The organism is Micromonospora cremea (assembly GCF_900143515.1).
GTDB classification, from domain to species: Bacteria; Actinomycetota; Actinomycetes; order Mycobacteriales; family Micromonosporaceae; genus Micromonospora; species Micromonospora cremea.
Genome location: NZ_FSQT01000002.1, coordinates 2,426,316 through 2,448,112, shown reverse-complemented (window position 1 = coordinate 2,448,112; position 21,797 = coordinate 2,426,316). Strand labels below are relative to the sequence as shown.

Annotated in this window: 20 protein-coding genes and 1 riboswitch; of the genes, 10 read left to right on the top strand and 10 right to left on the bottom strand. The window is 73.1% G+C overall.

The window, feature by feature from the left end:
* Positions 1 to 8 precede the first annotated feature (8 nt).
* A complete protein-coding gene (locus tag BUS84_RS24870) occupies positions 9 to 860 on the bottom strand; it encodes a menaquinone biosynthetic enzyme MqnA/MqnD family protein (RefSeq protein WP_074316011.1) in 852 nt (283 codons plus the stop codon).
* Positions 861 to 1,102: 242 nt separating this feature from the next.
* Positions 1,103 to 1,561, bottom strand: a complete 459-nt coding sequence (locus tag BUS84_RS40940; protein ID WP_342198763.1) for a hypothetical protein — start codon at positions 1,559 to 1,561, stop codon at positions 1,103 to 1,105.
* Between BUS84_RS40940 and BUS84_RS24865 the strand changes: the two genes are divergently transcribed.
* Both BUS84_RS24865 and BUS84_RS24860 read left to right on the top strand, forming a co-directional pair.
* Positions 1,536 to 2,393: an HNH endonuclease signature motif containing protein gene (locus tag BUS84_RS24865; protein WP_342198761.1), complete on the top strand. Its 858-nt coding sequence runs from the start codon at positions 1,536 to 1,538 to the stop codon at positions 2,391 to 2,393. The genes BUS84_RS40940 and BUS84_RS24865 overlap by 26 nt on opposite strands.
* A 376-nt stretch (positions 2,394 to 2,769) precedes the next feature.
* Complete coding sequence (locus BUS84_RS24860; RefSeq protein ID WP_074316009.1) at positions 2,770 to 4,944, top strand: HelD family protein; 2,175 nt, start codon at positions 2,770 to 2,772, stop codon at positions 4,942 to 4,944.
* On the opposite strand, the gene BUS84_RS24855 is transcribed toward BUS84_RS24860, so the two are convergent.
* Positions 4,924 to 5,529, bottom strand: coding sequence for a hypothetical protein (locus BUS84_RS24855; RefSeq protein WP_074316007.1), 606 nt, complete (start codon positions 5,527 to 5,529; stop codon positions 4,924 to 4,926). The genes BUS84_RS24860 and BUS84_RS24855 overlap by 21 nt on opposite strands.
* 237 nt (positions 5,530 to 5,766) lie before the next feature.
* Between BUS84_RS24855 and BUS84_RS24845 the strand changes: the two genes are divergently transcribed.
* The 5 genes from BUS84_RS24845 (at position 5,767) to BUS84_RS24825 (ending at position 9,257) form a co-directional block, all read left to right on the top strand.
* On the top strand, positions 5,767 to 6,405 hold the full coding sequence (locus BUS84_RS24845; RefSeq protein WP_074316002.1) for a transporter: 639 nt from the start codon (positions 5,767 to 5,769) through the stop codon (positions 6,403 to 6,405).
* Positions 6,402 to 6,713, top strand: coding sequence for a transcriptional regulator (locus BUS84_RS24840; RefSeq protein WP_074316001.1), 312 nt, complete (start codon positions 6,402 to 6,404; stop codon positions 6,711 to 6,713). The genes BUS84_RS24845 and BUS84_RS24840 overlap by 4 nt, the downstream gene beginning before the upstream one ends.
* Complete coding sequence (locus BUS84_RS24835) at positions 6,710 to 7,639, top strand: ABC transporter ATP-binding protein (RefSeq protein ID WP_244298724.1); 930 nt, start codon at positions 6,710 to 6,712, stop codon at positions 7,637 to 7,639. The genes BUS84_RS24840 and BUS84_RS24835 overlap by 4 nt, the downstream gene beginning before the upstream one ends.
* Positions 7,640 to 7,652: 13 nt before the next feature.
* Positions 7,653 to 8,390 carry an ABC transporter permease gene (locus tag BUS84_RS24830; RefSeq protein ID WP_074315999.1) on the top strand — a complete coding sequence of 246 codons (738 nt, stop codon included), beginning with the start codon at positions 7,653 to 7,655 and terminating at the stop codon, positions 8,388 to 8,390.
* A 93-nt stretch (positions 8,391 to 8,483) separates the two neighbouring features.
* A complete protein-coding gene (locus BUS84_RS24825; protein ID WP_074315998.1) occupies positions 8,484 to 9,257 on the top strand; it encodes a VOC family protein in 774 nt (257 codons plus the stop codon).
* A gap of 9 nt (positions 9,258 to 9,266) precedes the next feature.
* Here the strand turns inward: BUS84_RS24825 and BUS84_RS24820 are convergent, their stop codons facing one another.
* From BUS84_RS24820 to BUS84_RS24805, 4 genes are all read right to left on the bottom strand, one after another.
* Positions 9,267 to 10,082: an ABC transporter ATP-binding protein gene (locus BUS84_RS24820; protein WP_074315996.1), complete on the bottom strand. Its 816-nt coding sequence runs from the start codon at positions 10,080 to 10,082 to the stop codon at positions 9,267 to 9,269.
* Positions 10,079 to 11,179 (bottom strand): FecCD family ABC transporter permease, encoded by a 1,101-nt coding sequence (locus BUS84_RS24815; protein ID WP_074319087.1) that lies wholly within the window; start codon positions 11,177 to 11,179, stop codon positions 10,079 to 10,081. The genes BUS84_RS24820 and BUS84_RS24815 overlap by 4 nt, the downstream gene beginning before the upstream one ends.
* 88 nt (positions 11,180 to 11,267) lie before the next feature.
* Positions 11,268 to 12,203: an ABC transporter substrate-binding protein gene (locus tag BUS84_RS24810; protein WP_074315994.1), complete on the bottom strand. Its 936-nt coding sequence runs from the start codon at positions 12,201 to 12,203 to the stop codon at positions 11,268 to 11,270.
* Positions 12,204 to 12,314: 111 nt separating this feature from the next.
* A riboswitch (cobalamin riboswitch) is annotated at positions 12,315 to 12,381 on the bottom strand.
* A 177-nt stretch (positions 12,382 to 12,558) separates the two neighbouring features.
* Positions 12,559 to 14,439, bottom strand: coding sequence for a M14 family metallopeptidase (locus tag BUS84_RS24805; RefSeq protein ID WP_074315992.1), 1,881 nt, complete (start codon positions 14,437 to 14,439; stop codon positions 12,559 to 12,561).
* Positions 14,440 to 14,650: 211 nt separating this feature from the next.
* On the opposite strand from BUS84_RS24805, the gene BUS84_RS24800 reads away from it, so the two are divergent.
* The gene (locus tag BUS84_RS24800) at positions 14,651 to 16,006 is read left to right on the top strand and encodes a C39 family peptidase (protein ID WP_074315990.1); all 1,356 of its coding nucleotides are present in this window, start codon (positions 14,651 to 14,653) and stop codon (positions 16,004 to 16,006) included.
* A 73-nt stretch (positions 16,007 to 16,079) separates the two neighbouring features.
* Here the strand turns inward: BUS84_RS24800 and BUS84_RS24795 are convergent, their stop codons facing one another.
* The 3 genes from BUS84_RS24795 to mqnE all read right to left on the bottom strand — a co-directional run bounded on the left by BUS84_RS24795 (position 16,080) and on the right by mqnE (position 18,072).
* Positions 16,080 to 16,370 (bottom strand): DUF4229 domain-containing protein, encoded by a 291-nt coding sequence (locus BUS84_RS24795; protein ID WP_074319086.1) that lies wholly within the window; start codon positions 16,368 to 16,370, stop codon positions 16,080 to 16,082.
* 71 nt (positions 16,371 to 16,441) lie between these two features.
* A complete protein-coding gene (locus tag BUS84_RS24790; RefSeq protein ID WP_074319085.1) occupies positions 16,442 to 16,879 on the bottom strand; it encodes a hypothetical protein in 438 nt (145 codons plus the stop codon).
* Positions 16,880 to 16,902: 23 nt separating this feature from the next.
* Positions 16,903 to 18,072, bottom strand: a complete 1,170-nt coding sequence (mqnE, locus tag BUS84_RS24785; RefSeq protein WP_074315988.1) for an aminofutalosine synthase MqnE — start codon at positions 18,070 to 18,072, stop codon at positions 16,903 to 16,905.
* A 235-nt stretch (positions 18,073 to 18,307) separates the two neighbouring features.
* On the opposite strand from mqnE, the gene BUS84_RS24780 reads away from it, so the two are divergent.
* Both BUS84_RS24780 and BUS84_RS40165 read left to right on the top strand, forming a co-directional pair.
* Positions 18,308 to 19,900, top strand: coding sequence for a C40 family peptidase (locus BUS84_RS24780; protein ID WP_074315987.1), 1,593 nt, complete (start codon positions 18,308 to 18,310; stop codon positions 19,898 to 19,900).
* Positions 19,901 to 20,014: 114 nt separating this feature from the next.
* Positions 20,015 to 21,751, top strand: a complete 1,737-nt coding sequence (locus BUS84_RS40165) for a hypothetical protein (protein WP_159451064.1) — start codon at positions 20,015 to 20,017, stop codon at positions 21,749 to 21,751.
* Positions 21,752 to 21,797 lie beyond the last annotated feature (46 nt).

Here is a 21,797-nt window from a genome sequence, read left to right as displayed (position 1 = left end):
CGACCGGCTCAGCCGGCGAAGAACTCCGGGCCGTCGTCCGGCAGCGCCGGCGCCGCGCCGATCGCAGCGGCCCGGCGGGCCCACTCGCGCAGCCCGGCGACCTGCCGGTCACCGAGCGAGAAGTCCAGGGTCCGGAAGTACGTGGCCAGCGTCGCGGCGTCGAACGTCTCCCACCGCGCCGCCGCCTCGGCGACCTGGTCGAGCTCGTCCAGGCAGAGGTCACGCGAGCGCAGGAACGCCTCGTGCACCTCCTTGACCAGACCCGGGTGGGCGGCGGCGAAGTCACGGCGAACAGCCCAGACGGCGAAGACCATCGGCAGTCCCGTCCACTCCCGCCATGCCTGCCCGAGGTCGGTGACCGTGAGGCCTCGCTGCGGCGCCTCGTAGAGCGCCCGCAGCGCCACGTCCCCGATCAGCACCCCGGCGTCGGCCTCCAGCAGCATCTGGGTCAGGTCCGGCGGGCAGCGGAAGTAGTCGGGCCGCACGTTGTACCGCTCGGCGAGCAGCAGCTGGGCCAGCAGCACCCCGGTCCGCGAGGTCGAGCCGAGCGCCACCCGTGCGCCGTCCAGCTCGGTGAGGGGGCGGGTGGAGACGACGTTGACCGAGAGCACCGGCCCGTCACTGCCCACCGCGAGGTCCGGCAGGAGCAGCAACTCGTCGGCGTGCCGCAGGTACTCCAGCAGCGAGATCGGGCCGATGTCCAGGTCACCGGCCACGAGCGCGGTGTTCAACTGGTCCGGCGAATCCTTGTGCAGGTCGACGTCGAGCAGGGCACCGGAGCGCATCAGACCCCAGTAGATCGGCAGGCAGTTCAGGAACTGGATGTGCCCGACCCGCGGGCGTGCGATGCGCTCAGCCATGACCCGACCGTATCCCCGGCTCCCGGCTTCGGCTCGGCGGGTCCGCCCGGAGTGGCCAACCCCGCATCCGGGCCGATCGACCGCTGGTGCTGTGGTCCCGCCCGGGTCGTCCGGCGTACCACCCGCGCGACGACCGGCACGAAGGCCAGCACCACGAGCAGGCCGCGAACCTCGCCCGCGTCGTCGGCGACCGTCACGGCTTCTGGAGCGCGGCACGGCGGGGCAGCGGCGTTGGGCCAGGGTCAAGGCGAGAGAAAAGTGCCGTACACCTGTTCTGTCGTCGCTTCATGTTGAGGGCGTTGGCGCAGGCGGGAGGGGCCGTCGACGACTGCGCCGAGGCCGCCCCGTGGGCGCTCTCCGACGCCGATCTGCTCGCGTCGCTCGACGCGACGCACGCGGTGGCGCAGCGGCTGGCCACGATCCAGCTCGGGCTGGTCCGCGAGCTGGACGCCCGCGGCGTCGCCGTCGCCCAGGGCGCCTCGTCCACCGCCGTCTGGCTGCGGGAGCGGCTTCGGCTCTCCGGTCGATCCGCCCGCCAGCTGGTCCAGCTCGCCGCCACCGTCGACGCCGCGCCGTCTGCGGTGCGCGACGCCATGCTCGCCGGCGCCATCACCGTCGAGCAGGGCCGGGTGATGGCGGAGGATCGCCGCCCTTCCGGTCGAGGCGGGGCCGGAGGTGGCCGACAAGGCCACCCAGCTCATCGCGTGGGCCGACCGGTTCGACCCGGCCATCCTGAGCCGTCTCGGGGACCGTGTCCTCACCCACGTCCAGCCGGACCTGGCCGACCAGGCCGAGCTGGCAGCGCTCGAAAGGGCCGCCGAGCGGGCCGAGGCCCGCCGGCACGTCACCCTCTCCGAGCAACAGGACGGGCAGGTACGCCTCAGCGGGAGCCTCGACACCGAGACTGCGAGCCTGCTGCGCGAGGCGATCGACCCGCTGTGCGCCCCGGCAGGCGCACACGACGACCGCAGCCCCGGTCAGCGTCGGGCGGACGCTCTCGGCGAGATCTGCCGGCTGGCGCTGCGCACCGGTCACCTGCCGGACAGCGGCGGAGATCGGCCGCAACTGGTGGTCACCGTGTCGCTGGACGCACTGGTCCACGGCGTGCGCGCCGGCGCACTGGAGACCGGGGCGCGCCTCACGCCGGGCGCTGTCCGTCGCCTCGCCTGCGACGCCGGCGTGCTGCCGGCCGTGCTGGGCGGCAACAGTCAGGTCCTGGACGTCGGGCGTCAGCGCCGGCTCTTCACCGGGCCGCTGCGCCGCGCGCTGGTGCTACGCGATGGCGGCTGCGCCTTCCCCTGCTGCGACCGGCCATCCCGATGGTGCGACGGCCACCACGTGCAGCACTGGGCCGACGGCGGCGCGACGGAGCTGGGCAACGCCGTGCTGCTCTGCGGCCACCACCACCGGCTCCTCCATCAGGGCGACTGGACCGTCCGCATCGCGGCGCACGGCCAGCCCGAATTCCTCCCGCCCCGCTGGCTCGACCCGCTCCGCACCCCGCGCCGCAACCTCTACCACCGGCGCTGCTGACGCCGGGGAGCAATGCCTCCGCCCTGCCAGGTCGGGACGGAACAGGCGTCGCCGCGGCACCCGCGCCGGCCGCAACGCCGTCACGGCCGCTCCACGGCGCCACAACGGCCCGACACCACGCCGCAGCCTCAGCGCCACGCCCACAGCGCCGCGCCGCGCCGCCGCGAACTCAGCCGGGGCGCCGCGGCGCCACGCCGTCTCTATCGGGTGGTCGCGTCGGTAATTCGGTGGAAGGGCCGGGCGTGGGAGCGTAGGGTTGCAGGCCGCTTGACGGCCGAGGTGATCTGCACCGGAACGGACGTCCCCGCGCCGGGCGGCCGGCCATCCGCCCCCGGACACGCGAGCGCGCAGCAGATGTGAACGATGGGACGTCAGCATGCCCGCACTCGACCTCGACACCCACCTCGACACGGATCTCGCCGCCGAGCGCACACACCTGGCCACCTCGCGGGCGGCGCTACGGCGGATGCGGGAGCGGGCCGAGGCCCTCTTCGCCACCGGGGACCAGGTGGCCGGCGACGCCTACGCCGCGGAGACGCTCGGCCGCACGCTGTCCCGCCGGGTGGCCGAACTGGCCGACGACCCGACCACGCCGCTCTTCTTCGGCCGGCTCGACTTCGCCGGCACCACGGACAGCGAGGCCGGCGACGGCGCCTCAGCGCCGGACACGAGCACGGAGTTGGGCACAACGATCGCCACTGGAACGACCGGCGCGGACACAACCGGTGGGGAAGCCAGCGGCGGCGGCGATCATGACGGGCGGCGGTACCACGTGGGGCGGCGACATGTCACCGACGAGCTGGGCGAGCCGTTGGTGCTGGACTGGCGGGCGCCGGTCTCCCGGTCGTTCTACCGGGCCAGCGCACGGGATCCGCAGGGGGTGGCGGTCCGGCGCCGGTTCGGGTTCAGCAACGGGGTGCTGACCAGCTTCGAGGACGAGCGACTGGACCGGGGCGAGGAGCTGGGCACGACCAGCCGGATCCTCACCGCCGAGATCGAGCGGCCGCGCGTCGGGCCGATGCGGGACATCGTCGCGACCATCCAGCCGGAGCAGGACGAACTGGTCCGGGCCGACCTGGCAGACTCGATCTGCGTGCAGGGCGCGCCTGGCACCGGAAAGACGGCGGTTGGCCTGCACCGGGCCGCGTACCTGCTCTACCTGCACCGGGAGCGGTTGCGACGGGCGGGTGTGCTGATCGTCGGACCGAACCGGGCGTTCCTGTCGTACATCGCGGCGGTGCTCCCGGCGCTCGGCGAGGTCGAGGTCGAGCAGGCCACGGTGGAGGAGTTGATCTCGCGGGTGCCGGTCCGGGCGGTCGAGCCACCGGCGGTCGCCGCACTCAAGCACGACGTACGGATGGCCAGCGTGCTGCACCGCGCGGTGCAAGCGCAGATCGGCACGCCGACCGACTCGATCACCGTGTCGGACGGCTCGTTCCGGTGGCGGATCGGGCTGGAGCCGCTGCACCGGATCGTCGAGGAGACCCGCCGGGAGGGGCTGCCGTACGGCACCGGCCGGGAGCGGGTCCGGGCGCGGGTGGTGAGCCTGCTGCAACGGCAGGCCGAGGCGCGGCGGGCGGAGTCGCCCGGCGACGCCTGGCTGCGCCGGATGGGTCGGTGCCGACCGGTGACCGATTTCCTGGACGCGGTCTGGCCGGCGCTCACCCCCGAGGGGCTGGTACACGGCCTGCTGGCGGACCCGGCGCGGCTCACCGCCGCGGCGGAGGGGTTGCTCAGCGACACCGAGCAGGCGCTGCTGACCTGGACGAAGCCGGCCCGTACGGCGAAGGCGACCCGCTGGACCGCCGCCGACGCGGTGCTGATCGATGAGGCGACCGGGCTGCTGGAACGGCCCTCCGGGTTCGGGCACGTGGTGGTGGACGAGGCGCAGGACCTCTCGCCGATGCAGTGCCGGGCCATTGCCCGGCGCAGCGAGCACGGCTCGGTCACGCTCCTCGGTGACCTCGCGCAGGGCACCGCGCCGTGGGCGGCGACCGACTGGCGTGAGTCGCTGGCCCACCTGGGCAAGCCGGACGCGGTGGTCGTCCCGCTGACGATCGGCTTCCGGGTGCCCGCCGCGGTGGTCGCGTTCGCCAACCGGCTACTGCCGGCGCTCGCGGTGGACGTACCCCCGGCCGAGTCGCTGCGTCACGGCGGCGGCCTGGACGTGCGTGCCGTGACCGACCTGACCGCCGCGACGGTGGCCGAGGTGCGCGCGGCGCTCGCGCACGACGGCTCGGTCGGTGTGATCGCCGCCGACGAGGCCGTCGACGGGCTACGCGCGGCGCTGGCCGCCGCCGGTGTCCCGACCGCGACCGCCGACGACGTGGCCGACGCGGAGCGGGTCACCGTGGTGCCCGCGACGCTGGTCAAGGGCCTGGAGTACGACCACGTGGTGGTGGTCGAGCCGGCCGCGATCGTCGCAGCCGAGGCACGCGGCCTGCACCGGCTGTACGTGGTGCTCACCCGCGCGGTGTCCCGGCTCGCGGTGTTGCACCACGAGCCGCTGCCCGCGCCGCTGCTGAACTGGTCAGCGGTCGGAGAGGGCTGAGGCGATCTCACGCAGCGGCTTGCCGGGCTCGGCGATCGGCACCGTGAAGGCCAACCACGAGCCGTCGGTGAACTCCACCCGAAGTCGCTTCGGGTTGAGCCGGTGCCAACCCACCCGGGCGTCGGCAACCGCGGCCCGGGGCGCCGACCAGACGACGCGAGTGCCGGCCACCGCCCGCTCGTCGTCGGCCCGGCTCGACCAGAGCTTCACCGGCCCGGACGCGCAGACCAGCAGCCGTCGGTCGGTGACGGCGAGAACCGTGTCGTCCAGGGTGGTCGCCGGAGGCACCGGTCGCCGGGAGTGTTGCAGCGTCGAGGCGAGTGAGCCGGGGGATCCCCGGCCGGCCACGCCGTGGGTGACGCGGTCGACGATCCGGTCCCCCGCCGGGAAGGAGAGCAGCGGCGAGAGCACGTTGAGCAGCACGCCGGAGACACCGCCGCCCCCGCCGGAGGGCTCCGGCGGCTCCGCGGCCGGCGGGTCGGGCGGCAGGACGCCCTGAGCGATCTCCGTCTTCGCGACGGCGAGCACCCGTTCCCCCGGCTCGACGAGCTGGGTCAGCCGTTCCTGGTAGCTGATGTCCGCCATCGGCTCAGTATCGGTCCGGGCGGGCCGACCGGCCGGTGGACGCCTTGGCAAACGCCGTCACCGCCTCCGGCTGGACCTCCAGCTCACCGCTCGGGCACGACACGGAACCCTCCCCTGTGTCCGTGCGACTGGTCAGCCGCACGGTTTTCCACCATAGGCATTCCGCGCCGCCGGCGGTCTCCCAGGCGATGACGCCGGGGTCGCGCGCCATTGGCTTTGTGGCGTAAAGTAGTTTGCGTGGACCTCGACGACGACCTGCCGCCCGCCGATCCCGCGGCAGCGCTCCAGCTGATCCGCGAGCAGCGGGTGGCGACCGCGCGCCGGCTCGAACCGGACGCCCGGATTCTCTACTGGCCGTGGGGTGTCGCCTGGCTGGTCGGCTTCGGGCTGTTCTTCCTGCGCTTCTCCCCCGACGATCGGGTGCTGGTCCGGCTACCCGACTGGCTGCCCCTGACCGTCCTCTTCGTCCTGCTGGCGGTCGCCGCGGTGATCCAGGCGGTGGCCGGCGCACGGGCGTACGGCCAGGTGAGCGGGAACTCGTCCCGGCGTGGGCTCTGGTACGGCTGCTCCTGGGCCCTGGGTTCGGTGAGCGTGTACGCGGCGCTCGGCCGGGTCACCAACCACCTGCCGCACGACCTGGCGGCGCTGCTCTGGTCGGCGACCGCCGTCGGGCTGACCGGCGCGCTGCACATGGCGGGCGGAGCCATCTGGCTGGACCGGAACCTGTTCCGGCTGGGCGTCTGGATCAGCGTGATCAACGTGATCGGGGCGTTCGCCGGGCCGGGCTGGCACGCGCTGGTGATCGCACTGGCCGGCGGTGGCGGGATTCTGACCGCCGGGGTGCTCGGGCGGCTGCGACAGCGGCGCCGCCAGTGACCGAGCTGGATCCGGTGATCCACGCACAGGCCCGGCTGCGCGTGGTCGCCAGCCTCTCCGCACTCGGCGACGGCGACCGGATCACCTTCCCCCGGTTACAGGAACTGCTCGCGATGACCGCCGGCAACCTCTCCGTGCACCTGCGCAAGCTCGAGGACGCCGGCTACGTCGAGATCAGCAAAACCCATCGTGGACGCACTCCGGCCACCCTGGTCCGGCTCAGCCGGCGGGGTCGGCTGGCGTTCGAGGAGTACACCGAAGCCATCCGCACTCTGCTCGACCCCACCTCGTCGAAGGAGCAGTCATGATTCTCGCGCGAGCCGACCAGGCCAGCCGCCGGTACGGCGACGTCCTCGCCCTCGACCGTGTCGACCTGGACGTCCGGGCCGGTGAGCTGGTCGGCCTGCTCGGCCCGAACGGCGCCGGCAAGAGCACCCTGATGAACCTGCTGGTCGGTCTGCGCCGAGCCAGCTCGGGGCGGGTCGAGCTGTTCGGCGGCGACCCCCGCGACCCGGCGTCCCGGAGACAGATCGGGGTCACCCCGCAGGAGACCGGCCTACCCGGGACGCTGCGCGTCGGTGAGGTCGTCGATTTCGTCTCCGCGCACTACCCGGACCCGGTGCCCCGGGGAGAACTGCTCGACCGCTTCGGCCTGGGTGACCTCGCCCGACGACAGACCGGCGGCCTCTCCGGCGGGCAGCGCCGTCGGCTGGCGGTGGCGCTGGCGTTCGTCGGCCGTCCCCGGCTGGTGCTGCTCGACGAGCCGACCACCGGCCTGGACGTGGCCGCCCGGCACACCCTGTGGGAAGCGATCCGGGCGTTCCACGACGACGGCGGGACCGTCCTGTTGAGCAGCCACTACCTGGAGGAGGTGGAGGCGCTGGCCCGCCGTGTGGTGGTGATCGGGCAGGGTCGGGTGCTCGCCGACGACACGGTGGACGCGGTGCGCGGCATCGTCGGCGTACGCCGGGTCAGCCTGGTCGCCAACGACCTGCCCGAGCTGCCCGGCGTGGTCCGCACCGAACGGATCGACGGCCGGCTGCACCTGCTCACCACCGACGCCGACCAGTTGGTCCGGGCGCTGGTCACCGCCGGGACCGCCTTCGCCGACCTGGAGGTCCGGCCCACCTCGCTGGAGGAGGCGTTCCTCGCCATCACCAACGGGAGCGAGCCCACCACCGGGGACCAGCCCGTCACCGCCGCCGCTGCCGGCGGCCGACCGACCACCGCCTGAGGAGGCGATCACCGTGCAGCTCGCCCTGGTCCACGCCCGCTACCAGCTTTTGGAGATCATCCGGATTCCGGTGGCCATCTTCGGCAGCGCCTTCTTCCCGGCCGCCGCGATGATCTTCTTCGTGGTGCCGTTCGCCGGCGACGACCCGGTCGGCGCCACCTTGGCCACCGCGTCGATGGTCACCTTCTCGGTGATGAGCGCCAACATCTTCCAGTACGGCGTCGGTGTCGCCGAGGACCGCGACCAGCCGTGGAATCCGTACACCCGGACCCTGCCGGCCGGGCCGGCACCCCGGTTCGCCGGCCGGGTGCTGGCCGGCCTGGCGCTGACGTACCTCTCGCTGATCCCGGTCGTGGTGATCGGCGCGACGCTGACCGCGGCCCGGATCAGCCCGGCGGCCTTCCTCCTGGCCGCCGGCACCGTGGCCGTCATCTCGGTCCCGTTCACCCTGATGGGGCTCGCCATCGGCTACTCGCTGCCGAGCAAGGCGGCGATCGTCGTCGCGCAGGTGGTCTTCCTACCGCTCGCGTTCGGCGGCGGCCTGCTCTCCGCACCGGGCGAGGCACCCGGGTTCATCGAGACGATCGCGCCGTTCCTGCCCACCCGGGGTGCGGCCGAACTGATCTGGGCGGCGGTCAGCGACTACCGGATCCAGCCGCTGTCGGTGGTCATGCTCGGCGTCTGGGTGGTGCTGCTCGCCACGCTCGCCGGCTGGGCGTACCGGCGGGACGAGGGTCGCCGGTTCAGCTGACGATTCGTCCGTTTCCGCCCCGGGCCGCGGCGCGACGGTGCCAGGATTCCGGCAGGGGGCCGTCGTGGCCGCCGGGCCGAGAGGGGTCTTGACGTGAGCACCGTCCCGCCGGGTACGCCCTGCTGGGCCGACCTGGCCACCCCGGACCTGACCGACGCGCGGCGCTTCTATCCCGAGCTGTTCGGGTGGACCGGCCAGGTGACACCGGAGCCCGAAGCGGGCGGCTACACCATCTTCCAGCTCGACGGCCGCCCGGTGGCCGGAGCCGGGCCGCCGGCGATACCCGATCAGGTCCCGATCTGGTCGACGTACCTCGCCACCGACGACGCGGAACTGGTCGCCGGCCGGGTCGAACGGGCCGGCGGGCAGGTCGTGGTGCCGCCGTTCGAGGTCTTCGACCGAGGTCGGATGGCGGTCTTCGCCGACCCGGCGGGCGCCACGTTCAGCGTCTGGCAACCGCTGGCGATGCCCGGCGCCGAGGTGTTCAACGTGCCGGGCGCGATGAGCTGGACCGAGCTGGTCACCCCGGACCCGGAGGGCGCGAAGGTCTTCTACGAGCTGGTGTTCGGCTGGCAGCCGGACGACCAGCCGGTCGGCGGGATGACGTACACCGGGTGGCGGCTCGGGACGCACATCGTCGCCGGGATGATGCCACCGTTCGCGGACGACTTCCCGGCCGACCTGCCGGCGTACTGGACGGTGTACTTCGCGGTGGCCGACGCGGACGCCGCCGCTGCCCGCGCCGCCGAGCTCGGCGGGACCATCCTGGTGCCGCCCCGGGACAACCCGGCGGGCCGGTTCGCCGCCCTGCGCGACCCCCAGGGGGCCCTCTTCTCCGTCATCGACCTCGGCCCAGACGGCGACTGACCGCCCGGCTCAGCGGGGTCGGACGGGGACGACGAGAGGCCCGTGGGCGCCGGGGACGACCCGGACGCTGGCCCGGTAGTGGGTGGCGAGCAGATGCTCGGTCAGCACCTCGTGCGGGGTCCCGACGGCCACCACCCGGCCGTCGGCGAGCAGCACCATCCGGTCGGCGTACTCGCCGGCCAGGGAGAGGTCGTGCATGGTGGCGAGCACGGTCAGGCCGTGCTCGCGGCGCAACTGGTCGACCAGCTCCAGCACCTCCTGCTGGTGGCCGATGTCGAGTGCGCTGGTCGGCTCGTCGAGCAGCAGCAGCGTCGCGCCCTGGGCCAGCGCCCGGGCGAGGAAGACCCGCTGCCGTTCACCTCCCGAGAGGGTGGCCAGCTCCCGGCGGTGGAAGCCGGTGAGGTCCAACCGGTCGAGCACGTCGTGCACGGCGGTCACGTCCGCGGCGGACTCCCGGCCCAGTGGCGGGATGTAGGGGGTGCGGCCGAGCAGCACGTAGTCCAGCACCGACATGCCCGGCGGCACCACCGGGGACTGGGCCACCGTGGCCACCACCCGGGCCCGGTCGCGGCGGCGCAGCGCGGCGCTCGGCGTACCGAACAGAGAGATCGCCCCCGGCGCGGGCAGCAGCCCGCCGACGGCGCGCAGCAGGGTCGACTTGCCGGCGCCGTTCGGACCGATCACGGTGACCCACTCGCCGGCGGCGACGGTGAGGTCGACGCCGGTGAGGATCGGCGTGCGGTCCAGGCTGACGTGCAACCCCCGCACCTCGACCGCCGGCGCACCAACCGCGCGGTCCGGGCCGGCGGCGGGTTCGGGGCTCACGTCAGCACCCGCCGTGCGGTACGCAGCACGAGCACGAAGAACGGGCCGCCGAGCAGGGCGGTGACCACCCCGATCGGAATCTCGGCCGGCGCGGCGGCGGTGCGGGCCACCACGTCCGTCAACGCCAGGAACGCGGCGCCGAACAGCAACGACAGCGGCAGGATCACCCGGTAGCTCGCCCCGGCGAGCAGCCGGACGGTGTGCGGCACGATGATGCCGACGAAGCCGATCAGGCCGGTCGCGGAGACCGCCGCGGCGGTGCCCAGCGAGGCGGCCGCGATCAGCAGGTAGCGGGAGCGCTGCGGGTGCAGACCGAGGCTCTTCGCCTCGTCGTCGCCGACCGCGAGGACGTCCAGCTCGCGGCGGTGCAGCAGGACCACCACGGTGGTCAGCACGGCGTACGGCAGCACCAGCAGCACGTCGTGCCAGCCGGCGGTGGCCAGCCGGCCGAGCAGCCACGAGTAGACCGGCTGGATGCTGTCGGAGTGCCGTTGCAGCAGGTACGTCTGCCCGGCGGAGAGGAACGCGGAGACCGCCACCCCGGCCAGGATCAGCATCGCCGGTGACCGGCTCCGCCCACCGGCGCCACCGAGTAGATAGGTCATCGTCACGGCGAGCAGCGAGCCCGCGAACGCGGCCAGCGGGATGGTCAGCGGCAGCCCGGTGATCGCGCCCTGCCGGCCGACGCCGCCGAGGGCGATCACCGCGGTGACCGCGAGCCCGGCGCCGGCGGCCACGCCGAGCAGGTACGGGTCGGCGAGCGGGTTGCGGAACACCCCCTGGTAGCAACCGCCGGCCAGGGCGAGCAGGCCGCCGACGAGCAGGCCCAGGACCACCCGGGGAAGCCGCAGCTCGGTGACGATGGCGATCTCCCGCTCGGTCAGCCCGCTCTCCAGGTGCACCCCGGGTATCAGGTTGAGCAGCTCGGCGGCGACGCTGCCCGGCGGCAGGCTGATCGGGCCGAGCGACACCCCGGCGACCAGCGCGAGGAGCACCGCGAACACGCCGGCGACCAGCCAGCGCTTGCGCAGCCCGGCGGGCCGCGACGCGGGTGGCGTCGCGGCCGGCCGGGTGGGTGGCGCCGGGGTGGCCTCCAGTGGCGCCCCGGTCACCGTGCCTTCTTCCGTTCGCGACTGCGAGGCTCGCAACCCCGGCTCACTCCTCGCGCTCACCGACGGACGACGGTCACGCGGGCACCTTGGCGACCGCGTCGATGATGACCCGGAGCAGGTCCACGACCCGCGGGCCCCAGCGCGAGGCGATGTCGTCATCCAGCGCGACCACCTGGTTGTTCTTCACCGCGGTCAGCCCGGCCCAGCCGCTGCGTGCCTCGACCGAGTCGGCGTTCTGCTGGCAGCACTTGGAGTCGGCCAGGAAGACGAAGTCCGGGTTGGCCTTGACGATGAACTCCTGGGACAGCTGCGGGTAACCGCCGTTCTTGCCGTCCGCGTCGGCCGGGTCCGCGATGTTGGTCAGACCGACCTGGCTGTAGAGCGAGCCCATGAAGGTCCTGCTGGTCACGCTGTACAGCTCCGGACCCAGCTCGTGGTAGTAGGTGAGCTTCTCGGCGCGCTGCGGCAGGTCCTTGACCAGCTTGGCGATGTCGTCCTTCATCCGGCCGGTGACGTCGGTCGCCTGGTCGGCGTGCCCGGTCAACGTGCCCAGGTCGGCGATCTGCCGGTACGAGTCGTCCAGCGTGATCGCCGCGGGGGTGAGGTAGACCGGAATCTTCAGCTTGCCGAGCTGGTCGACGATCTTGTTGGTGTCGTTGGCGAGCACCACCAGGTCGGGGCTCTTCGCGGCGATCGCCTCGGCGTTGGGCTGGAAGCCGGACAGGTCGCTCTTGGGCGCATCGGCCGGGTAGTTGGACTGGTCGTCGACCGCGCTCACCTGCGGGCCCGCACCGATGGCGAAGAGCATCTCGGTGGCGGTGGGCGAGAGCGAGACGATCTTCTCGGGACGCTTGTCGAGCGTGACCGGGCCGACCGTCACCGGGTAGGTGACCGTCGCGGAGCTGCCGCCGGCGGCCGGCTCGTCGGCGGTCTTCTCCGCGCACGCGCCGAGGGCGAGTGCGGCGACCGCGAGGGTCGCGGCGAAGATCCGGGGGGTACGTCTGGACATGGGGCCTCCTGTCGGTCGAGGAGTGTGGTGCTTCGCCGACAGGGACTTTCGTACGCCCGCCCACGAGGCGCCCTTCCTCGAGAGCGCGTGTCGCGACCGATCCGCAGGCGACCTGGCTCGTCCCCGCCGTCAGGACGGGGCATCACAGTTGCGGGACAGCGCCGGGTTTCGCACCGGCTTCGCTGCGGAGTGGTCGCTAAGACGGTAGCGCACCGCCGGGACCACCCCCGTCGATCTAGGGCACATCGTCGTGGGTTGATCTCACATCACGACGATATGCCCTAGATCGGCGTCGAAAAGGGGGGTCGGCCGCGGGTGGTGGGGCCCTGCAGGGGCGGAACGGAGCCCCACCCGATCAGGAGGCGGTGATGGTGACGTTGTCCACAGCTGCTTCCACCAGGCTCGCGGTGGAGGCGTCCGCCGCCTCGACGAGGATGCGCACCGACTGGCCGGCGTACGGGGTGAGGTTGAGGTTCGCCACCGCCCAGCCCCCGTTGCGGTTGGTCGCCGCACCGGCCTGGGTGAGCAGGGCTGTGGTGCCGCCGTTGTGCACCACGCTCACCCGCAGGTAGTCCGCCGAGGACGCGTTCGAGCCGTGCGCCAGGTACCAGGCCAGCGAGAGGGTCAGCGTGCCGGAGGACGGCAGCGTCACCGCAGGGGACCGGGCGCTGGTCACCCCGCCGTCGACGTCCTGGTCACCCGCCGCCGAGCCGGCGAGCCGCCCGGTGACCAGGTCGTTGCTGCCGGCGTACGGGGTGAGCTGCTTGGCCCCGGAGGAGGTGGTCGCCTGGGCGGCACCCCGTTCCCAGACCCCGAGGGTCGCGGTGTCGGTGCCGGACGGGTTGATGGTCCAGCCGGTCGCGGTCTCGAAGGTGTCCGACCAGACCGTGGTGCCGCCGCCACCGCCGCAGTACTGCGCCTGCTTGCCGATCGCCCGGTACGGGCAGTCGGCGTACTCGCTGAGCATCAGCACCGCCTCCCGGTTGCGCGAGGTCTGCGCGGGGATGACCTCGTCGGGCGGGTAGAAACCGCCGCCGCCGCCGGACGAGCCCGGGTACATCTCGAAGGTGTACGCCCAGATGCCGTGGGTGGCCCACATCCAGTCGATGCTGTCACCGTCGGTGATGTAGAGGTCGCTGGACTGCTCCGGGGTGTAGTTGTTCGTGGCCGCCATCTGCTGGCCGATGGTGGCGAAGGTGTTGTACTGGTCGGCGCTCATCCCGGGCCCGGTGTTCGCGGTCGTGTAGCCGTACGGCCAGAGCACCAGCTGCGAGTAGGTGTGGAAGTCGATGTTGGCCTTGATCTGCTGCGTACCGCCGACCACGCGGCTGTTGACGAAGTTGCGCAACGCCTGCGTCTCGGGCGCGGAGAACGCCGACGGTCCGCGGTAGGTCTCGGACGAGGTGGAGCCGGACGAGCCGCCGCAGCAGCCCCAGTTGTAGCCCCAGTTGCGGTTCAGGTCGGTGCCGATCGCGGACGAGCCGCTGTTGGGCTGCCGGTTCTTGCGCCAGGACCGGTACGACCCGGTGGCGATGTCGTACTCGCTACCGTCCGGGTTGACCGTCGGCACGATCCAGATCTCCCGGCTGTTGACGATGTTGGTGATCCGGGAGTCGGAGCCGTAGCTGTCGGTGAAGAGGTTGAGCAGGTAGATCGCCATCTCGACGGTCAGGTGCTCGCGGGCGTGCTGCTGGGCGTTGAACAGGAGTTCCGGCTCGCCCTCGTCGGTGCCCACGTTGTCGGAGATCTTCACCGCCATCAGGTCGCGGCCCTCGTACGACGTACCAATGCTGATCTTGCGGGCGATCGCCGGATGGTCGGCGACGGCCCGGTTCACCACGGCGGTCAGTTCCGCGTAGTCGTGGTAGTTGGAGTCGGCGGGCGGGAAGGCCTGCGTACCCATCTCGCCGGCGCCGCGCTCGGCGTTCGGCGGCGGGGCGAGCGGTTCCAGTCGGAAGCCGAGCCGGCTGATGGCGGCGACCTCGGTGGCGGTGGCCGAGACGTGCAGCACGCCGTGCTCGGAGTAGTCGATGGCGGCCCCGGTGCGGGCCACCGCGGTGCGGTCGGCGACGGTCCGGGGGCCGAGCACCCGGTAGCCGGCGGCGGCCGGCTCGGCGGTCCGGTCCGGTGCCGGTCGGGCGGAGACCGGGCCGGTGGCGACGGTGACGATTCCCAGCCCGGTGACGACGGCGAGCACCAGGACGCGGCGGAGAGGGGTGGGCGTGCGGAGGGCCATGGACTACCTCCTCGAAGGGCGGGAGATCCCGCTCGGTGGAGGACACTTCACCATCTGTCACATGGTCATATCAATATTCATCGCTTCATTCTCCATCCCAGGTGGACCATCGCAGCGGCAATCATTTTCCATGCGTGAACATCTGGCGAAACTTCCTTCCAGACGGAAAACTGACCAGCGACGATGCCCCTCTCGACACCGCGGAGCACCCATGGCCAGATCCCGCCTGCGCGCGGCCGCCCTCGCCGGCGTCACCGCGCTCGCACTGCTCGCCACCGCCGCGCCCGCGGCCGTGGCTTCGCCGCTCGTCGGCGGCCGAACGCCCGCCACCGTCCACGACGAGCAGATCACCTTCCAGGACTGGTCCGGGCCCGCCGACTGGCACCGGGGCAGCCGGGCCGGCACCCGCGTGGTGCCCGGCGCCCGATCGGGCCTCACCCTGGCCCTCCCGGCCGGCACCACCGAGTACGCCGACCCGCACACTGGCACCACCCGCACCTGGGAGTACGGCACCTGGACCTCGCCGGTGACCCGGGTCGGGTTCGACGCCACCGAGCTGATCGCCTCCTGGAACGCGGAGACCCCCGCCGGCACCTGGATCCAGGTGGAGATGCAGGGCAGCTACACCAGTGGTGACCAGACCCCGTGGTACGTCATGGGCCGCTGGGCGTCCGGCGACAGCGACATCAAGCGGACCACCGTCAACCGGCAGGGCGACCCCTGGTCGACGATCTGGACCGACACCTTCAGCATCGACGACGCCAACGCCGGGGTGCTGCTGCGGTCGTACCAGCTGCGACTGACCCTCTACCGGGCGCCCGAGCAGACCGCCGCGCCGGTGGTCCGGATGCTCGGCGCGATGAGCTCGACCGTGCCGGACCGCTTCACCGTCACGCCGAGCGCCGGGCACATCGCCTGGGGCCGCGAGCTGCCGGTGCCGCGCTACTCGCAGAACGTGCACTCCGGGCACTACCCCGAGTACGACGGCGGTGGTGAGGCGTGGTGCTCACCCACCTCGACCGAGATGGTGGTCGAGTACTGGGGACGCGGGCCGTCCGCGGCCGACACCTCCTGGGTGGACCCGACCTACCCCGACCCGACGGTCAACCACGCCGCGCGGATGACCTACGACTACGCGTACGACGGCGCGGGCAACTGGCCGTTCAACACCGCGTACGCGGCCAGCTTCCCCGGTCTGGAGGGGCGGGTGACCCGGCTGCACTCGCTGGACGAGCTGGAGCGCTTCATCGCCGCCGGCATCCCGGTGGTGACCAGTCAGTCCTTCCTGGCCAGCGAGCTGGACGGGGCGAACTACGGCACCTCCGGCCACCTGTTCGTGGTGGTCGGCTTCACCGCGGACGGCGACGTGATCGTCAACGACCCCGCCTCGTCCAGCAACGATGTGGTGCGCAACGTCTACAAGCGTGCCCAGTTCGAGCAGATCTGGCTGCGGACCAAGCGGATCAACGCCACCGGCGGCGTCTCCGGCGGCTCGGGCGGCGTCGCGTACCTGATCAAGCCCAGCAACAAGCCGTGGCCGAAGGTCTCCGGCTCCACCAACTGGTGACCCGTCCCGCCGAGCACAACTGACCAAGAGGGTTGCGTCATCCGGAGCCGTCCTGATGACGCAACCCTCTTGATCAACGCGAGGGTCGGTCGGTGGGCGGCTCGGGGTCGGTGGAGGGCTCGTCGTCGCCGGCGAGGGCGGATCGGAGGCGCTCCTTCTCGTCGCGCCGGCGCGCCGCCGCGCCAGCCATCTCCTCGGCCATCTCGTCCCGCCAGCCGCGCAGCAGGAAGAAGGAGAGTGCGGCGGAGAAGACCAGCGCCAGCATCAGCTTCAGGAACACGTTCATGTCGATCAGCCAGAGGCCACCCAGCACGGCCACGAACAACCCGATCCGACCCAGCGTGTACTTGACCGCCGCGCTCACCTGCACCACTCCGTTCTCTCCTCGCCCGCCGATGCCGGCGGAAGGTCGACCCGCCCGGCGGGCGGTCGGGGTCAGCCGGTCCGGCGGGCCAGCCAGCGGACACCCGGGAACCAGACCGTCGCGTACGCCACTGTGAACGCCGCCGCCGCCAACGTTCCGGAGAGCAGCGGCGGCAACCCGGCGCCCAGACCGGCGATCAGCAGCCCGGCGAACACCCCGACGGCGGCGGCGACCAGCGCCGCCACCACCCGGGCCGCGCCGAACTCCCAGGCCCGGAAATCGTCCCAGAACAGCCACGCCGGCAGGATCACCGCCAGCCAACCGTTGGTGTGCCCGAAGTCGCCCGCGCCGATCGAGGCGAACGCCCAGTCGAACAACACGAGCGCCAGCGCGCCGATGACCAGGCCGGCCAGGCACACCCCGAGCAGATCGCCCAGGGTACGGACGCGCCCCTCGGCGTCCCGTCGGGGAAAGCCGCCCTGCTGCTCGGGTCCTCGCTGCTCGGTCATCGACTGCGAGGGTACGTGGTGGCTCAGGCCCACACCTGCTGCGGCTCGGCGCGGCGCTCGGCGAGCGACGGGGCCTTGTCGTACTCCCGGACCACGTTGTAGCGGGTGTCCCGCTCGACCGGCTGGAAGCCGGCGTCCCAGATCAGGTGCAGCAGGTCGTCGCGGTGCATCGTGTTCGGGGTGCCGTACGAGTCGGCGTCGTGCGTGATCTTGTATTCGACCACTGAGCCGTCCAGGTCGTCCACGCCGAAGTTCAGCGAGAGCTGGGCCACCGAGAGCCCGTGCATCACCCAGAAGTTCTTCACGTGCGGCACGTTGTCGAAGAGCAGCCGGGAGACGGCGAAGGTCTTCAGCGACTCGGCCGGGGAGGCCATCGTGGTGCGCGCCTGGATCCGGTTGCGGATCTTGCCGTCCGCCGAGTCCACAAAGTCGTGCTGGTAGCGCAGCGGGATGAAGACCGCGAAGCCACCGGTCTCGTCCTGCAACTCGCGCAGCCGCAGCACGTGGTCGACCCGGTGCCGGGGCTCCTCGATGTGGCCGTACAGCATCGTCGCCGGGGTCTTCATGCCCTTGCGGTGCGCCAGGGCGTGGATGCGCGACCAGTCCTCCCAGTGGCAGGCGTGGTCGACGATGTGCTGCCGGACCTCCCAGTCGAAGATCTCCGCGCCGCCGCCGGTCAGCGACTCCAGGCCGGCGTCCATCAGCTCGTCGAGGATCTCGTCGGCGCTTAGGCCGCTGATCTTCTCGAACCACTGCACCTCGGTCGCCGTGAAGCACTTGAGCTTGACGTTCGGCAGCGCCGCCTTCAGCTCGCGCAGCACCTTCGGGTAGTAACGCCAGGGCAGCGTCGGGTGCAGGCCGTTGACGATGTGCAGCTCGGTGAGCTGCTCGTCCTCCATCTCCTTGGCCTTGCGGACCGCCTCGTCGATGCGCATCGTGTACGCGTCCTTCTCGCCCGGCTTGCGCTGGAACGAGCAGTACGCACAGGACGCCGAGCAGACGTTGGTCAGGTTGAGGTGCCGGTTGACGTTGAACATCACCCGTTCGCCGTTGAGCTCGGTGCGCTTGTGATGGGCCAACCGCCCCAACCAGGCGAGGTCGTCGCTGTCGTAGAGGGCGACCCCGTCCTCCCGGGTCAGCCGCTCACCGGCGTACACCTTCGCTTCGAGCTCACGCTTGAGTCCGGCGTCCATGGCACGTCCCTTCCACCTGCGGTCCCGGTCGAGCGTACGTCGGGACGCCGACAGGCCCGGCGGCACGGTCGGCGGCAGCGACCCACCTCACCGGACTCACAGCCTCCCGTAACCCGGCGATGCATCGACATCACTGCCCGGGTGAGGTAAGACAGGGTGGGGCGGAACACACACTGGTACCGTCCCGACGGCCGCGCCCACGAGCGCGGCGACGGACTGCGGGACGGGGAGCGGAATGGTCGACAGCGGGCGCGGGCGACGGCAGCGACGACGGAGCCCGGTGATCTCGCCGGTGCTGCGTCCGAAGCTCTGGGCCGCCCTGCTCGGCGCGATCGCCGCCGCCGTGCTGGCCACCCCCGCGTACGCCGAGCCCGCGCTGCCCACCACGGTGCCGGACACCGGCTCGCGCCCGGCGGTGGTCGGCGCGCTCCAACTGCCCGGTGGCGCGCCCGTCGCCGGAGTCCCGGCCCCGCCGGTGGTGAACGTCGGCACCGGCCCGCTGGCCGCCCAGATCGCCGCCGGCGAGACCCAGGTCGGCACGCTCGGCGAGGCACTGCTGCTGACCCGGCAGAAACGCGCGGACGCGCAAGCCCAGCTCGAGGCGGCCGGCAAGGCGCTGGCGACCGCGCAGGACGATCTCCTCCGGGCTCAGCAGGCGGCCGACGTCGCCGCCTCGGACGCGTTCAAGGCAGCCGCCGCGCTACCGCCCGGCGACCTGGCCGACGACATCCAGGGGCTGAGCCGGCTCCAGCGGATCGCGCGCGGCGAGAAGGTCGAGCGCGGCACCACCGGGGTGGCCGGGGAGCTGTCCCGGGCCCGCAGCGGCGAGCAGCTCGCCTACCAGGCGCACACCACGGCCAAGACCCAGCTCGACGCCGCCGAGGCGGAATTCGCCGCCGGCGAGAAGGCGCTGCGCGCGGCCGAGGCCAGCCTCCTCAAGCTGCGCCGCGACAACGCCGCGCAGCTGATCCAGATCGAGCGCCAGCAGGAGGCCGCCGAGCAGCAGCTCGGTGCCGGCTACCTCGTCGGCCAGAACGTCAGCGGGATGGCGGCGCACCCGCGGGCGCTGGCCGCGGTCCGGTACGCCCTCGCACAGCTCGGCGACCCGTACGAGTGGTCGGAGGAGGGGCCCGACACGTTCGACTGCTCCGGTCTGATGTGGGCGGCGTACCGGTCGCCCGGCGCCGACTACTTCTCGCTGCCCCGGGTCTCCCGGGACCAGTACGCCGCCACCCGGTCCCGGACCGTGCCGCAGAGCGCGCTGCTCCCCGGCGACCTGCTCTTCTTCGCGTCCGGCAGCAGCTGGACCACGATCCACCACGTCGCCATGTACATCGGCAACGGCAAGATGGTGCAGGCGCCCACCACCGGCGACGTCGTCAAGGTCTCGGTCGTGCGCTGGTCCCGGCTGTACGCCGCCACCCGGGTCATCGGCGCGGTGCCGGCCCCGACCGTGCCGGTCCCGACGCCCAGCGTGCCGACCAGCCCGAAGCCGACGCCCACCACGAAGCCGACGCCCACCACCAAGCCCACCCCCACCATCAAGCCGACCCCCACCACCAAGCCCACGCCGACCACCAAACCCACCCCGACCGGATCGGCCACCCCGACGCCCACCGGCACCCCGACCCCGACACCGACACCGACCGGCAGCACCTCGCCGAGCACGTCGCCCAGCACGAGCAAGACGCCGACGACCACGCCCACCTCGCCGACCAGCGCGCCGGCCACCTCGGACCCGGCCAGCACGCCGTCGGCGAGCCGGAGCGCGGTTGCCAGCGACAGCCCGTCCGCGACCACGACGGGCAGCCCGAGCACCGGAAGCTGAGCCGCCACAATCCGCTCCGGCTGTCCGCTCGGGGCGATCTGTGGCACCGTGACATCCAGGCACATCCGGTCCGATGTCACGGGTCCGGGTGCGAGCGCGGCACGGAGGGCGGAGATGGCCGAGCAGAGTGATCCGGCGGAGAAGACCGGCCCCGTCGCGGTCGACCAAGCCGACCAGCCGAGACCGGGAACCACCGATCCGGCACCCGGCGCCGACGCCGTCCGGGCCGCCGTCGAGGCCTCCGCGGACGGTGACGTCAGTGCCGCCTCCACCAGCGCCACCGCCGGTCCCGCCGGCACCGAGGCTCCGGGCGACACCGACGGTCCCGCCGGCATCGATGGTCCCGCCGACACCGAAGCTCCCGCCGACACCGAGCGTCCCGCCGGCATCGATGGTCCGGCCGGCATCGGCACTCCCGGCGACACCGAAGCTCCGGACAGCGCCGAGGCTCCCGCTGGCGCCAGCGCCGCCGCGACCGCGGGGCAGCCGGCGCCCGATGACGCTGACCCGGCCGCGGCACCGGTACGGGCCCGGGCCAGTGTCGTCACCGCCGCCGCGTTGCCAGATGAGCTCCCGGCCAGCGCTCCGGGGAGCGCGACCACCTACCGGGCGACCGGGTCGGCCAGCCCGGCCGGCGGGGCACTGCCCGGGCAGCGGGACGGCTCGAGCGCCCCGGCCCGGGCCAGCGCAACGGTGCCCACCAACAGTCGCGTCACGGCCGGCGCGTTGGGCACCCCGGACTCCCGGGCGAGCGCTCCCGGTGTCTACCGCTCCGCTCCGGTGAACCCCGAGCCGCCCGAGCCGGCGCAGCCTCCGGAGCCCGCCCAGCCGCCCACGCCTCCGACTCCGGAGCCGGCCCCCGCACCACCTGGCCCGACCCCGCCGCCGGAGCCCGAGCCAGCGCCGAGCCCTGGGCCGTACCCGCCCGGTCCGGTGCCGACCCCGCCACCGGGGCCCCGGCCCACGCCGCCACCCGGCCCGCTGCCACCCGTCCCGGGCCCGCCCACACCGCCACCCGCTCCGGTGCCGCCCGTCCCGGGCCCGCCGTCTCCGCCCGTTCCGGGCCCGCCGGCACCGCCCCCCGGTCCGCCGGTGCCCGGGCCACCGCCGCCGCCCGGCCCGATGCCGGCACCGCCATTCCCGCCGCCGCCCGCGACGTCCAGCGCGCCGCCGGCCGTGCGAGCCACGGCGTCGGTCTCCGCGCCGCCGGCCAGCCCCACCGGGTGGGCGGCCGCGTCGCCCGCCGATTCCGCCGAGCGCGGCTCCGCGCCGCTCCACGGCTCGTCGTCCGGCCCGGGCGTGCGGGCCTCCACGTCGTCGGCCGGTTGGTCGTCCCCACCGGTTGCCGCGCAGCCCACCCAGAGCGGCGGCGGGTGGACTGCGGCGCCCGTCTCGGCCCCGCCGGTGGTGCCCGCACCGGCGCTGCCCAGCTGGCCGCGGTCCACCGCGGGCGCTGCCCCGTCGGGCGGAAACGACACCCGCGGCTCCCGGGAGACCTCGCCGCCCGCCAACCCGGCGGCCGGACCGGCCGGGCGCGGCTCGGCCGCCGCTCGCAGCGGGCGGTACGACGGCGGCCCCGATCTGGCCGGCACCGTCTACGGCAGCGGGGAGGGGCCCGGCTACACCACGATCGCGTTGCCGGCCAGCGCCGTGGAGAATTCCGGCTCGCTGACCGGGCACATCCTGGCCCAGGGCTGGACGGACACCCCGGCCGAGCGGTCTTCCAGCACCGCCCGGGTGGTGATCGTCCTGGCCGCCGCGCTGGGGCTGCTGGTGGCGATCAGCGTGCTGGTCGTCCTACTCGCCAACAACGCCCTGGACGGTCTGGTGGGCAACGTGCTCAGCGGCTGAGTCGGCGATCGGGCGATGGTGAGTCCGCCCACTACGGTTGGGCAAC